The following is a 13,318-nucleotide window of genomic DNA, read 5'->3' as shown; positions in this document are numbered from 1 at the left end:
GTTTACACATCAATTTTATCGTATTGCGCATGGCTGCCGATAAACCGTATGTAAACCACCTTGTAGGCATAATTGATCCAAACGACTAATCGGTATTTATTACCGGCAATGTTAAACACGACACGTCCATCTTTGAGGATGCTGGCATTTCTAAAGTCCTGTTTCACATCCGCCGGTGCTCCCCAATCAGCGTTTAATGCATGCCTATACCACGCTAACGTTGGCTCTTTAGCGTCAATGTATTCTGGGCTGTCTTCCCAAAATGTTTTTAAGGTTGATAATGCGATAATTCTCATAAACAGATGTTAGTCCCAATTTGGGACTTTTGCAAGTTTGGTATTCTTGATGCGGTTAGGAGTTGTTACCGCATCCCCAACTGCCCCATTCCTTGGGGCAGTTTAATTTCCTCTTATTCACCCTCTAAAGCTCGGCATATCTAGTGTTGCCCCATTGTCCCAACTGCCCACGGTAAGTGAGTAAATGGGGGCTGCTAGTTTCGCCTGATTGGCTTTTTTGGCATACGGCTGCGTTTGCCATCGAAGAAGGCTAATACTCTGAACCAATAGAGTGATTCTTCATAACCTAGGCTATACGTTGGGCGTGCAGGCGGGATGAGTCCTAGTTTACGTCCTAGGCCGACAATCACGTAGAACGTGAGTTTTAGCGTCAGCCAAGGAGCGAGTACCATGAATACCATCAGGCAATACCGAGTAAGTGTGTAGCCTACGCCATAAGTTTGTTCGAGTAAGGCAATGCCAATACACCAGCCAAGGCCTGCCAGCATGGCTATTGGAAAGGTAATGGGGGCGAGTCGCATCATAAACTGCATATTAGCGCCCTCCGGTGTGGTGTTGTGAAGCGGGCTCAAAGTTCACCAGCGGTTCAACCACATCAGCTACGGTTTGGTGGGCAATACGGCGCTCTTCAAAGTAATCGTGGCGGTCGTAGATGCCCTCAACGCCTTTTAGCTTATGGTTAAGGCAGCGTTCGGCCACGTTGCCTGCAATGCCCAAAGAGGCGGCAAGGCTGCGAAAGGTGCGGCGCAAATCGTGTACGGTGAAGTGTTCAAGTTTGCCCATTTTATTGGGAGGCTGCTTTTTGCGCCCAGGCTCGCGACCAAAGAGCTTAGAAATGGCACGGTTAAGCGTATCTGGCCCCATATGCGGACGATGGCTTGCTCGTCTGGCTGGGAAAACATAAGGCGAGCCACAAGCGCGGATTTGCAACTCGTTAAACCAAGCAATGGCTTGGCGCGGTAAAGGGATGCTGATTGGCACGCCAGTTTTACTGCGTTCTTTGGGAAGATCCCACACGCCTGTGGTTAAATCCATTTCACGCCACATGGCTTCGCACAATTCGCTTTTGCGCACACCCAACACCAAAAACAGGCAGCAAGCGAGGTAGTTATCGCGGCCAAAGCTGTTGATATGGGTGTGAAACACACTAAAGGCGTAGTGAATTTCTTCTTTGCTGAGCATCCTGTCTTTACTGGACTCCACGCCACCGGCATCGTCCACGGTGAAGGCTGCGGCTGGGTTGTTCAGCGTTAAGTCGAGCTTTATCGCATGTCGAAACAGCTGCTTCATGTACATCAAGGTATCGTTGGCAATGGTAGGGCGGTTACTTTCTCGAATGCGCTCTAGCACCTCCCGCACGTCACGTGCGGTCACCTCAGCAATACACTTAATGCCAATGACTGGGCTTATGTCTTTGGTGTAAACCCGATACGGAATCTTGGGATGCTTAAGTCGTCGACTAAGATCGGTTCGATACCAGTCATGGAACAGTTGATCCACGGTTTCAATGTCAGGTAACTCGATTTTCTGTTTTTCTAGAAGAGGATCTATGCCGTCACGTACTTCCTTTCGAAAGTATGCGGCGGCAATTCGAGCGTCTGCCAACGACATTAAAGGAAATTGCCCCAAGGTTGCTTCTCGTCGTCCTTTGGCTGTGGTGTAGCGGATCATCCAGTAAGGCGAGCCTTGTTTGCGGACGCAAAAATATAGACCTTCACCATCTGAATATTTTTTGGGGTCGGCTTTGCTGTATGCAATAACCTGTTTTGCTGTGAGTTTTCCCATGTTTACTCCATAGTTGCTGAAATAATGGAGGGGGCAATAATGGCTGCCCACCACCGATTTGCTTATTGAATCAGCAGCTAACCTGTTGTGGTGGCGAGTTAAATGCGAAAATTGGGTAACTTACTGCCCACCAATTTGCTCACCGCAAAATGCTTATTGAGCAAAAATGAGGGGGCTGCCCACCATTCTGCCCACCACTAAACAGGTAGTTGGTAACGGACATCTGTAAACCGATTTGGACGGGGAAAATAAAAAGCCCTGTATTTACAATCAAATAACAGGGCTTCTAAGATATCCATGGGCAGGTAAAAACTATTCTATATTCTGGATCTGCTCGCGCATTTGCTCAATAAGTACCTTAAGCTCAACAGCTGATTGCGTGATCTCAGTACTAATTGACTTCGAACCCAGCGTGTTTGATTCGCGATTAAATTCTTGCATCATAAAGTCTAAACGACGCCCTACTGCTCCGCCTTTTTTAAGAATGTTACGCGTTTCTGCAACGTGCGCATTAAGGCGATCTAACTCTTCGGCTACATCCACTTTTTGAGCAAGCATAATCATCTCTTGCTCGAAACGACCGGCGTCTAGCTCCACTTTCGCTTCTTCAAAACGGGCTTGCACTTTTTCGCGCTGCCATACCATAATTTCTGGCATCTTAGCGGTTACTTTTTCGACTTCAACCTCAATAGCATCAAGACGCTGTGTAATCATACCTTTAAGCGCTTCACCTTCAGTCGCACGGGCACTGATAAAGTCGGTTAGGGCTTGGTCGAATGCCGCCATAACATCACCGTGAATGGTATCCATATCGGTTTCTTCAGCGGCAATAACACCAGGCCAGCGCAGCACGTCTAGTGGGTTAACGCCGGTAGATTGTCCATGAGATTGCACCCAGTCTGCCGCGTGAAGCACTTGCTTGGCCAATTCTTCGTTTAGACTCAACTTCGTTACAGCCGCATCGTTTGCAGTAAAACGCAAAGCGCACTCTACTTTTCCGCGCGCCAGCTTTTTGCGAAATCGCTCTCTAAGTACCGGCTCTAAAGAACGAAATTGTTCAGGTAAGCGAAAATAGGTTTCTAAAAAGCGTTGGTTCACTGAACGAATTTCCCACACCGCGGAACCCCAGTCTTTCTTGGTCTCTACGCGTGCGAAGGCAGTCATGCTGTAAATCATAAAATTCCTTAAAATTAAATATGAAAACCTGCAAAAACAACGCGAATGGAACGTGTTGTATACAATATCTTCACGGACAGGTTTTCTTGTACTCTTTATATTAGCGCACAAAACCCTATTTCTATACAAAGTTCGTTTTTAACGGTTAGGGGTATTGCGTTATACTTAGCGATATTATTGCGCTGTGCATTATTAAACTTGCTTGTAGCAGATAAATAATGCATTCATCGCCCCCCTTTTAGCATTTACGTTGTGGAGAACACTATGCGTCCAAGCGGCAGAACCGCCAGTCAAATTCGCCCTGTTACAATTACTCGTCAATACACATGCCACGCTGAAGGCTCTGTGCTGGTGGAGTTTGGTAACACTAAGGTGTTGTGTAATGCGACGGTAGAAGAAGGTGTACCGCGCTTTATGAAAGGCCAAGGTAAAGGTTGGATCACGGCGGAATACAGCATGCTACCTCGCGCAACGCACACGCGCAGTGGACGCGAAGCTGCACGTGGTAAGCAAGGTGGCCGTACGCTTGAAATTCAACGTCTTATCGCACGTTCTCTTCGCGCTGCTGTTGATTTGCAATTGTTGGGCGAAAACACTATTACGCTAGACTGTGATGTTATTCAAGCTGATGGCGGTACGCGTACTGCTTCAATTACCGGCGCATGTGTTGCGTTAGTTGATGCACTTACTTTTATGCGCAGCAAGGGCATTATTAAGACCAACCCGCTTAAACATATGATTGCAGCGCTTTCAGTGGGTATCTACGAAGGTATGCCTATTGCTGATTTGGAATACACCGAAGACTCAGCAGCTGAAACAGACATGAATATTGTGATGACAGAAACTGGCAAGCTTATCGAAGTACAAGGTACGGCAGAGGGCGAACCATTCTCGTTCGAAGAATTGGAAGAAATGTTGAAAATTGGTAAGCACGGTTTGCGTGAGTTGTTCGATATTCAAAAAGCAGCATTGGCGTAAGAGGTTATTATGAAAGCGTTTCAGCGAGATTTTATTGAGTTTGCTATTGCCCGTGGCGTACTGAAGTTTGGTGAGTTTACGCTGAAGTCTGGTCGCGTTAGCCCGTATTTCTTCAATGCTGGTTTGTTTAATCGCGGCGGAGATTTGGCTAAGTTGGGGCGTTTTTATGCTGATGCACTTATGGATGCGGGCGTAGAGTTTGATGTGCTTTTTGGGCCAGCTTACAAAGGCATTCCTATTGCAACGACTACTGCTGTTGCTCTTGCTGACTCACACGACCTCGATGTGCCGTACTGTTTCAACCGCAAAGAAGCCAAAACCCATGGTGAAGGCGGCAATTTAGTCGGTAGCCCACTTGAAGGGCGCGTTATGCTTGTTGACGATGTGATTACCGCAGGTACGGCCATTCGTGAATCTATGACACTTATTGAGCAGCAACAAGCCAGTTTGTCAGGTGTGTTAATTGCCCTTGATAGACAAGAGCGTGGTAACGGTGAGTTATCTGCTATTCAGGAAGTTGAGCGAGACTTTAACACGCAAGTCATCTCTATTGTGTCACTTGCAGATGTGGTCGCTTACCTTACTGAACAAGGTGATCACGACGCGCAAATTAGTGCTATCAATAAGTACCGTGAAAGCTATGGCATCTGATTTCGCAAAAGCATTCAGTGATGCGAATACGCATCTTGATGCAATAGGGCTTCGCTGCCCAGAGCCCGTGATGATGGTTCGTTTAAACATTCGAAAACTGGCCGATGGTGAAACGCTATCGGTGACCGCTGATGATCCATCTACGGCAAGAGATATTCCAAGCTTTTGCCGGTTTATGGACCACACGCTAGTGGCATCGCAAACTGATGAGATGCCCTATCAATATGTCATTAAAAAGGGGCGCGCGTAGCGCCTCTTCTATTTTCTAAACATTATTTGCTTGTACTAACGGCTTGCAGTAAAAGCCGCTGTAACGCTTGTTTGCTTTGAGAGCAGGTACAATGTATGTCGCTCATATGTAAGTTCTCACCGCTGAGCATCTTCTTAAGCACAGAAGCTCTAACATTTAACGCAATAAAGTTGTCTTCGTGATCATGCTGTTGTGAAGGCATAATGTTCTCCTCGCTACATGTCTTTTACTTAAAGAATTTTAGTGACAAGCCACGTTTGGCATTGGCAGTGTATTTGGCGGTAAGCCCTTGCTGTCTACACAATGCTGAACCGCGCTTATCAGACGGCAAACAGAAGGATTGGCTGCATGCAGTGGCATCACCGCAATAAGGAGTTGCTGACACTCTTGTAACACCTCGTGAGCTTCATGTTTTTTGTATGCGCGTTGAAGTAAAGATGACAAATACATACCCAAAGCGCCAAATGAAATGATGTCGTTATAGGCGGTGCTAATATTGCTTTTCGACACCGGTTGCAGCGCAGTCAGCACGACCTTTGCTGTTTCAAATGCTTGATAACACATGTCTCGGGCAAACGCGCTTTTGCCTTGTTTATGGGCTTCTTGTGCTTGAATTTGTAAGCTGAGTCGATGCGCGCGAGCGTTAGCTGGGTGTAGTTGTAACCACTTTCGGTAAACAGGGCATAATCGCTGGGAATTCATATTTGCACCTCCTTTTTTTCTTACATTAGTGCAAATGAGAATCATTATCAAATGTAAAGTTGAAAAAATCTATTCCGTTAATCGACAGTGAAATTATCGCAGACTGTGTACGCCCGAAAGTGCTAACGAATTAAATTGGATAGCCACCACAACAGCAATACCACTAACGTAATTGCGATAACGGCTTTCATTCTGTAGCGCTTGATGAGTTGCTCTGCTTTATCACCGGTGTAGTACACCACAGCTGCTAGGCCGAAATAACGCAATGAACGTGCTATCACAGTTGCGAGCAAAAAGAGCCCGAGAGAATATTGGGTAGCACCTGCGGCAAGCATGGCAACCTGGAAAGGGATGGGCGCGATACCCAGTGTCATCACAAACCAAAAACCTTGGTTTTCCATTTTGGTTTTAACGCTATCAAACTGGGATTGGCTAAAAAAGGTGTCTATTGCCCACTGGCCGACAAGATCAAATAGGTAATAACCCAAGGCATAACCAAATACTGCCCCTAAAACACAGCCGATAGTAGCCATTAATGCGATTTGCCAGAGTGATTCTCGTCTAGCCTGCATTAATGGCACCATAACCGCTTCTAGTGGAATGGGTACGATAGTGGACTCGAGAAATGACGCAAAGGTAATGCCTTTTAACATGTGCTTTGAGTCAACCAGTTGCTTGGTTTTCTTTTTTACTTTCTTACCGAGTGCCATGTAACCCTTTCATTTTCTATTGTTTGTAAACAACCCCATCTTTCATTACAAAAGACACCGATTCCATTACCGAGATGTCTTCTAGAGGGTTGCCCGAAACTGCCACGATGTCTGCCAATTTACCTTCAGATAACGTGCCCAGTATGTCGCTAATACCAAGGAGTTCTGCACTATTTACAGTCGCGCTAAGTAATGCATTGGCAGGTGACATACCCGCTTCCACCATAAGCGCAAACTCTTTGGCATTGTCACCGTGGGCTGAAACTCCACTGTCTGTACCAAAAGCAATTTTCACGCCTGCCTTATGAGCACGTTCAAAGGTTTTTTGAATTAATGGGCCTATGGCAGCCGCTTTAGGTCTAACCAATTCTGGGAAAAAGCCATCTATTTTCGCTTTTTCAGCGACGAACTTACCTGCCAATATGGTTGGCACGTAGTATGTGCCTTTCTTTTTCATTAGTGCGCGAATTTCATCGTCCATGTAGGTGCCGTGTTCAATGGAATCAACGCCTGCTTCAATAGCGCGTTTCATCCCTTCTTTACCGTGGGCGTGGACCGCTACCGTCATGCCATAATCTTTTGCGGTTTGCACAATGGCGTCGAGTTCATCGGTCATAAACTGCGGGTTTTGGCCGCTTTTTGCCACGCTCAATACACCGCCAGTAGCGGTAATTTTGATAACATCTGCACCGTCTTGATAGCGAGCTCGCACCGCTTCTCGAGCTTCCACCTCTCCGTTAACTACGCCTTGTGTTGGCCCGACATCAGGGCGCAGTAAATGCGCAAAACCATTACTTGGATCGGCGTGTCCACCCGTTGTAGCAATCGATTTTCCACCGGTATAAATGCGTGGGCCGGTTGCAATGCCTTTTGAAATCGCATTGCGAAGTGCAATTGTTTCGTTATAGCTATCACCTAAATTACGCACTGTGGTAAAGCCAGCCTCAAGTGTAACTTGTGCATAGTTTGCGCCGCGCAGTGCATAATCTGCTTCGTTAAGAGAAAAGCGTTCTAAATAGGTTTGCGGGCCGCCGTGTTGTGATGATAAGTGAACATGCATGTCCATTAACCCCGGCATAACAGTATGACCTTTTAGGTCAATAACCTCATCACCTTTACCGGCCTCAACAAAGCCCTTTTGAATGGCCTTAATCTTGTTGCCATCTACAACGATAGTCACCTTTTCTAGCAGGGTTGAGGATGTGCCGGTAAAAGCTTTACCTGCGTGAATTAAGGTGTCGGCTACAGTACTAGTGCAAAGCGATGAAAGACTCAGGGCGAGTCCTAGCGATAATAGGGTCTTTTTCATTGATGTGTTCTTTTGGTTGTTTTGTAAACTATAACGAATGTGTTGCTAATTAGTACACTTAATTGCGGTTATGCGTTTACTTCACCAATAACGAACGTGCTATTGCCACTTTTGATAGAAAATTGCGTGCCAGTTGCCGTGGTAGTTTCCTCTGCCTGTTCTAGCAATTGATAATAGACATTTTGATGAAGTCTGGCCCAGAGGTTGCGTCGCACACAGAGGTAAGGAATAGCTGTGGCATCGGCATCTTGAATTGCTTTTGGTGGGACGCGAAGCGTTAATTGAGCAGGGTCGTCTAGGCGTATTTCATCGCCGGTTTGTGTGGTGAATAAGTAATAGGCCTGATTAGTGTCTTTGGCTGTAGTTTTCTGCCATTGCGTGACCAAAAAAGGCGTATCTTCAACCGTAATCCCCACTTTTTCTACTGGGGTAACCAAAAAGTAATTGTCGCCTTCTCTTTTGAGTACCGACGCAAATAATTGAACAAGGCTTGCCCTACCTATTGGGCTTCCTTCATAAAACCAGCGGCCATCTAATGCAATTGTTAGATTAATGTCACCACAAAAATCAGGATCCCATTTTTCGACAGGCGGCAAAGAGCGCGTCTTAGAAGACGTGCCCTTTAACTGCTGTTGAAATCTAGTTAGATCCACGCTCTTCAACCAAAACTTTAAGCTCGCGCAATTTTGCTTTAATACGACGCATATTATCTGGGCCTGTTCGCAATAATTGCTTTTGTGGCTCATTAAGATTTTCTAAACGTTCATCAGCATATTTATAAGCAACTGAGTCGGTGTACACTTCAACCGGCACAGGCACTTCTGGCGTATCGAGTAATTGGTCAATGGCGTCTAACAGTACTTCATTAAAGTCCTGGTCAGGATTACCAATTTCCGCGTATTTGGCTTGGATATCGCCTTTATAAATAGCATAAACGTTTAATAAGGCTTCGTTGTCAAACGATTCCAGCATATCCACATAGGGGGTATAGCGTTTGTAACTAGCGGCATCAATCCACTGTTTACCCGCTTGCGAATAAACGCGGAAACTTTGTTCAGGAGGCGTGAGTAATTGATGGTTTGGTGCCATTTCATTGTTGGCCAAATTAGTCGCTGAAACGACAAAGCGTTGCAACAAACCTTCATTCACTAACATTCGATTGACGGTGTCTTCATCGGCCGAAGAACTGTTAATAAGTGACGACTTGATCGCAGGGTCACTCGAATCTAGTGGTTCAGGCTTTTCGTCAACAACCTCTGGAAGGGGTTCAACTTCGTCTTTCTCTTCAAGTTCAACAGTAGGCGCAACAGGTTGTGTTTCGAATACTTCTGGCTCTATGGTAGGCGTTTCTTCAGGCTGAACGACTTCCGGCTCAGGGGCTTCTACCACCTCAGGCTCTTTGTCGCTTGGCCAAAACACTACAGCCAAAATAACGATGAGAAGAACACCAACAATAATAAAATGTGGGCCTAACGATTTCTTTTCTGACGACTCGCTCATATTGACTCCGCTACGAAAACTATCCTTTTCTAATACTATCAGAGATAACACCTAATATTAGAAGTTCAAGCAAGAGAAATGTTCCCTTGTTGTGTAAATTCCTCTTTTCATGAAGATTTAAACGTCAAAAAGCCACTTTTCGATTGCTTTTATGTCGTAATTTGCGAATTAACCATGTTCACTGTAAAAGAAAGTAGCCGTTTAAAATGTAAATAGAGCAGCTATTTATAAAACAATTGTTTAACATTTGTGCTTGTATAGTTTAATGTATTGGTATGACCGTAATATTATTCGCTATCCCACTGTTTTTTCTGTTAATTGGCATTGAGCTTTATGTCGATTACAAAAGAAAAACGGGGCACTATCGCACGAACGACGCCATAACCAGTTTAAGCGCTGGGGTTTTGTCTCGCGTCGTTGCCATCGGCCACCAACTCATTCCGTTTACCATCTATGTTTTAGTATACGACGCCATTGCGTTGTTCTCCTTGCCAGATGCATGGTGGGTATGGGTAATTGCTTTTGTCGCTTACGACTTTTTTTACTATTGGAACCATCGAATGGGCCACGAGATGAGTATCTTGTGGGCAGCACATGTTGTGCATCACTCAAGCGAAGACTACAACCTTACTACAGCATTAAGACAAACCAGCGGTGCCTTGTTTAGTTGGGTGTTCTATCTGCCATTGGCTTTAGTAGGATTTGAGCCCGAGATGATTATTACGGTTGGGGCACTTAATTTGGTGTATCAATTCTGGGTACACACGCAGCATATCAAAACCTTAGGCTGGATGGAGTACGTCTTTGTTACGCCGTCTAACCATCGCGTACATCACGCGCAAAACCGCGTCTATATTGATAAGAATTACGGCGGGGTATTTATTCTTTGGGATCGCCTTTTTGGTACTTTTATTCCCGAGCTTGACGAGGAGCCACCGGTGTATGGAATACGCGGTGCACTTAGAAGCTTTAACCCTATATGGGCCAACTTACAAATTTACAGTCAATTAGCGAGGGACAGCTATTACACTCGGTCATGGAAAGATAAATTCCGCGTATGGTTTGGTCGCACAGGGTGGCGACCTGAAGATGTATCTATGCGCTTCGTGCAGGAAAAAAAGCCGTTGAGTGAATTTAAAAAATACCATCCAAAACTACACAAAGCGGTAACGCGCTACAGTCTTGTTCAGCACCTGATTATGCTAGGTGTAACGCTATATTTATTGCTAAATATTAATGCATTGCCTACTAGTCACCAACTCATAGCCGTTGCAACTGTTATTGTTATGAGTATTCAAAATGGGTTCATCCTGTCTCAGTCAAAAATGTCACTGGCAATGGAAGGACCCCGTCTACTCGTATTTCCACTGATGTGGGTCGCTGGCGGCATGGGTGTTGCGGCAATTGTTTATACTCTGTGTTCGTTCGCAAGTTTATTCATGTTAGCTAATGCCGTGCGTCATACTCAGCATCGCCCACCGCTTGAAGAAGCGGTCCTGCCCACTGAACCTGATAACCTCGCCTAACGTAATTACCTACTACGCTAGGTAAGCGCAAAGCATTATTTCGTAGCGGTATGTCCCAACGTTTAACATACCGCACGTCATGTATTATAAACCACAGTGCATGCTCTAGCGTTAAGCTTAATGAGGTATGTATGCATAAGTTCTATTTTAAAGATATTGAAGATACGCCGACGGCAATCGATTATTTGGAAGTGCAATCTTATGAGATGAACGTTTATCTTGTTTATCTTTCTATTGGCGATAAAAGCGGTATGGTGTACGACACAAAAGACAAACCAATGCGTTTTTTTAGCGCCGGCCATATTCGAGAAGCATTTGCACATTGCAGCGTTGCAAAAGCGGTCATGAAACACGACACCCCTTACGATGAAATGATAGGTAATCCACCCAAAAGTGCTGAACAAATGGCGCTGCCATTTAGTATGGATCTTCCCTATTAGTGAACCCTGCCCCATAGCACCTTTGTCGCCCTATGGTATCGAAGGTGTTAGCTAGGCGTTGTTTACCTCAAGCCAAGGCGCAGCCGCTTTTCGCATATCAACTCTTGCGCTCAAACGTTTGGCGAGTAGGAATAGCCCGCCTAGTTTGCGGTGGATAAATAGTGCATCTGCAGGTGGCGTATGCCAAAAGTTATGCTCCATAGTAAGCGTCATCCCTTTGTCATGTAACCGAGTAACAAGGTCGCTGTTGCCAAAATCATAAGGCTCGTCGCTTCTAATTGCTTCACAGGCTTCCATGCCTATGTTGATAACCGCGGTAACTTGCGCTTCGCTATGACTGTCATCAATTAAGCCAATGGCCATTGCTGCGCGTCGCATTTCTTCAACGTTATTGTCTGCAGCGCTGTTTAACAATGCTTGATAGTGCACTGCAATGGCGTCGGGTACTTCTCGAGTCGCACCAAAATCAAGTAATACAATTTGCTGCGTTTCACTTTTGTATTTGTAATTGGCTAAATTAGGGTCACTTTGCAACAGCTTGAAATTAAAAACCTCGTTGAAGAAAAGTGCCATGAGCGCTGTCATTAATTTGTCTCTGACTGCTTGGGGTTCACTTTGAAGAATATCCAGATCTACTGCCTCGATATAGTCCATGGCAAGTACGGTATCAGACGTTAGTGGAGGATAAGTAGCTGGAATTACAAAATACGAGTTGTCTTCTAAATAACTGCGATAGCGCATGAGCATGGTTGCTTCACGCTGGTAATCGGCTTCTTGATGTAACTGTAGCTTAGCCTCGCTAAGCAGTGGCGAGATGTTCAGTGATTTTGGCACCAAACCCGTTAACTTAATCAGTGACGCTACATTATCAACATCACTGTCGATACTCTTTTTTACGCCGGGATATTGCACTTTTACGGCTAGCATTTTGCCATCCATCGTAATGGCTTTGTGAACCTGACCTATAGACGCTGCAGCAACAGGCGCGAAGGAAAAATACAATAGCGATGCTTGCCAGTTCTCGCCCCACGATGCTGCTAATGTTTCGATGAGTTGAGTTTTGGGCATAGGATCGGCATCTTCGCGAAGGCGCCCCAAAATTACCGCAAGTTCTGGGGGGAGAAAGTCGCCTGCATCCATTGAAATAAGCTGGCCTAGCTTCATCGCTGCACCACGCATGGTCGCGAGCTGATCGGCAATATTACCAATGTTTTTAGGGGTTAATAGCAGTGACGACAGTACAGGCTTCTCTCCTTTGAGCAGTTGCCCGGCACCTTGTGTCACTACGCTTGTCGCTATTTTTCCGGCCAGTGTGCCCAATCGGGTGACGCGAGAGAGCCGAGAAGATGGAATAGCCTTGGTAGGCCGAGAAGTAGGTTTATCTGTCATACGCTAACTCATAAACAATGTACCCTTTTACTACGCGAGCAAGGGCGTTCGTGATTACTCTAACTTACGACAGTAGTATAACGGCTTGTGTCTTACATCAACTGGGAAATGAACTGGATAACAAAACCTACAACGCTACCATAGGCAAAGCCGGCCCACCCGCTTGCATTGCGATATCGCCACAGCGAAGCACCAAAGAAGCCGCACCACAACATGGCAGAATAGGTAGCAATGAGGCCACTGCCCATACCGGTATTAGGCAAAAACAGCATGATGATAAACGTAAGCGCCATTGCACCGCTCAATAGCACCCACATGATGTTTTTCTTGTTTGCAAAGGCGTTATTGCTGGCGTTAGCGAGCTCAGCTTGAACAATTGGCGTCTCTGGCGTATCGCTACTTTTAGCGTTAGTTGACCTACGCTTTCTTTCACTGCGAGATTGAACGCGTTTTGTCGTCGTGTTTATTGAAGAAGCTACGCTGTTGCTCATACTAAGCCCTTACGTGTTTATTTACCCACACTAACGTTAGTGAAGTTAACCCAAAAACACTATACGACTTCAGTCTCACATACTTAATGTAATAAAAAAGCCCGCGACTTAGTGC

Annotated in this window: 17 protein-coding genes; 5 read left to right on the top strand and 12 right to left on the bottom strand. The window is 45.6% G+C overall.

Annotated elements, in window-relative coordinates; all coding sequences use genetic code 11:
• Positions 1-2 precede the first annotated feature (2 nt).
• The 4 genes from LHL20_RS16470 to LHL20_RS16455 all read right to left on the bottom strand — a co-directional run bounded on the left by LHL20_RS16470 (position 3) and on the right by LHL20_RS16455 (position 3,257).
• Positions 3-296: a type II toxin-antitoxin system HigB family toxin gene (locus tag LHL20_RS16470; protein ID WP_226434076.1), complete on the bottom strand. Its 294-nt coding sequence runs from the start codon at positions 294-296 to the stop codon at positions 3-5.
• A gap of 194 nt (positions 297-490) precedes the next feature.
• Positions 491-829, bottom strand: a complete 339-nt coding sequence (locus LHL20_RS16465; RefSeq protein ID WP_226434075.1) for a hypothetical protein — start codon at positions 827-829, stop codon at positions 491-493.
• Position 830: 1 nt separating this feature from the next.
• A complete protein-coding gene (locus tag LHL20_RS16460; RefSeq protein WP_043877032.1) occupies positions 831-2,081 on the bottom strand; it encodes a tyrosine-type recombinase/integrase in 1,251 nt (416 codons plus the stop codon).
• A 312-nt stretch (positions 2,082-2,393) separates the two neighbouring features.
• Positions 2,394-3,257 carry a YicC/YloC family endoribonuclease gene (locus tag LHL20_RS16455; protein WP_159625409.1) on the bottom strand — a complete coding sequence of 288 codons (864 nt, stop codon included), beginning with the start codon at positions 3,255-3,257 and terminating at the stop codon, positions 2,394-2,396.
• A gap of 264 nt (positions 3,258-3,521) precedes the next feature.
• On the opposite strand from LHL20_RS16455, the gene rph reads away from it, so the two are divergent.
• Genes rph through tusA form a run of 3 tightly spaced genes read left to right on the top strand, consistent with a single transcriptional unit; the run spans position 3,522 to position 5,136 of the window.
• Positions 3,522-4,235, top strand: coding sequence for a ribonuclease PH (gene rph / locus LHL20_RS16450; protein WP_226434074.1), 714 nt, complete (start codon positions 3,522-3,524; stop codon positions 4,233-4,235).
• Positions 4,236-4,244: 9 nt separating this feature from the next.
• Positions 4,245-4,886 carry an orotate phosphoribosyltransferase gene (pyrE, locus tag LHL20_RS16445; RefSeq protein ID WP_226434073.1) on the top strand — a complete coding sequence of 214 codons (642 nt, stop codon included), beginning with the start codon at positions 4,245-4,247 and terminating at the stop codon, positions 4,884-4,886.
• On the top strand, positions 4,876-5,136 hold the full coding sequence (gene tusA / locus LHL20_RS16440; protein WP_159625414.1) for a sulfurtransferase TusA: 261 nt from the start codon (positions 4,876-4,878) through the stop codon (positions 5,134-5,136). Before pyrE ends, tusA begins: the two co-directional genes overlap by 11 nt.
• Before the next feature lie 22 nt (positions 5,137-5,158).
• Here the strand turns inward: tusA and LHL20_RS16435 are convergent, their stop codons facing one another.
• From LHL20_RS16435 to LHL20_RS16410, 6 genes are all read right to left on the bottom strand, one after another.
• Positions 5,159-5,338, bottom strand: coding sequence for a hypothetical protein (locus LHL20_RS16435; RefSeq protein WP_159625418.1), 180 nt, complete (start codon positions 5,336-5,338; stop codon positions 5,159-5,161).
• Positions 5,339-5,376: 38 nt separating this feature from the next.
• Entirely contained in the window at positions 5,377-5,838 is a 462-nt protein-coding gene (locus tag LHL20_RS16430; RefSeq protein WP_226434072.1) for a hypothetical protein, read from the bottom strand.
• Positions 5,839-5,960: 122 nt separating this feature from the next.
• Entirely contained in the window at positions 5,961-6,548 is a 588-nt protein-coding gene (locus LHL20_RS16425; RefSeq protein WP_226434071.1) for a YqaA family protein, read from the bottom strand.
• A gap of 16 nt (positions 6,549-6,564) precedes the next feature.
• On the bottom strand, positions 6,565-7,857 hold the full coding sequence (locus LHL20_RS16420) for a metal-dependent hydrolase family protein (RefSeq protein ID WP_226434070.1): 1,293 nt from the start codon (positions 7,855-7,857) through the stop codon (positions 6,565-6,567).
• A 68-nt stretch (positions 7,858-7,925) separates the two neighbouring features.
• Positions 7,926-8,510, bottom strand: coding sequence for a DUF1285 domain-containing protein (locus tag LHL20_RS16415; protein ID WP_226434069.1), 585 nt, complete (start codon positions 8,508-8,510; stop codon positions 7,926-7,928).
• A complete protein-coding gene (locus LHL20_RS16410; RefSeq protein WP_202262980.1) occupies positions 8,497-9,357 on the bottom strand; it encodes a DUF3014 domain-containing protein in 861 nt (286 codons plus the stop codon). Before LHL20_RS16410 ends, LHL20_RS16415 begins: the two co-directional genes overlap by 14 nt.
• A 275-nt stretch (positions 9,358-9,632) precedes the next feature.
• Between LHL20_RS16410 and LHL20_RS16405 the strand changes: the two genes are divergently transcribed.
• The gene (locus LHL20_RS16405; RefSeq protein WP_226434068.1) at positions 9,633-10,883 is read left to right on the top strand and encodes a sterol desaturase family protein; all 1,251 of its coding nucleotides are present in this window, start codon (positions 9,633-9,635) and stop codon (positions 10,881-10,883) included.
• Between the two features lie 131 nt (positions 10,884-11,014).
• Positions 11,015-11,323 carry a DUF6482 family protein gene (locus LHL20_RS16400; protein ID WP_226434067.1) on the top strand — a complete coding sequence of 103 codons (309 nt, stop codon included), beginning with the start codon at positions 11,015-11,017 and terminating at the stop codon, positions 11,321-11,323.
• A 51-nt stretch (positions 11,324-11,374) separates the two neighbouring features.
• Here LHL20_RS16400 and LHL20_RS16395 read toward each other — a convergent pair whose 3' ends face one another.
• Both LHL20_RS16395 and LHL20_RS16390 read right to left on the bottom strand, forming a co-directional pair.
• A complete protein-coding gene (locus LHL20_RS16395; protein ID WP_226434066.1) occupies positions 11,375-12,712 on the bottom strand; it encodes an ABC1 kinase family protein in 1,338 nt (445 codons plus the stop codon).
• A 92-nt stretch (positions 12,713-12,804) separates the two neighbouring features.
• Positions 12,805-13,203, bottom strand: a complete 399-nt coding sequence (locus LHL20_RS16390) for a hypothetical protein (RefSeq protein WP_226434065.1) — start codon at positions 13,201-13,203, stop codon at positions 12,805-12,807.
• Positions 13,204-13,318 lie beyond the last annotated feature (115 nt).

Source organism: Alteromonas sp. McT4-15, from assembly GCF_020515205.1.
In the GTDB taxonomy this organism is placed as follows: Bacteria; Pseudomonadota; Gammaproteobacteria; order Enterobacterales; family Alteromonadaceae; genus Alteromonas.
The sequence above is the reverse complement of the archived record's forward strand: the minus strand, read 5'-3'. Positions and strand labels throughout refer to the sequence as shown.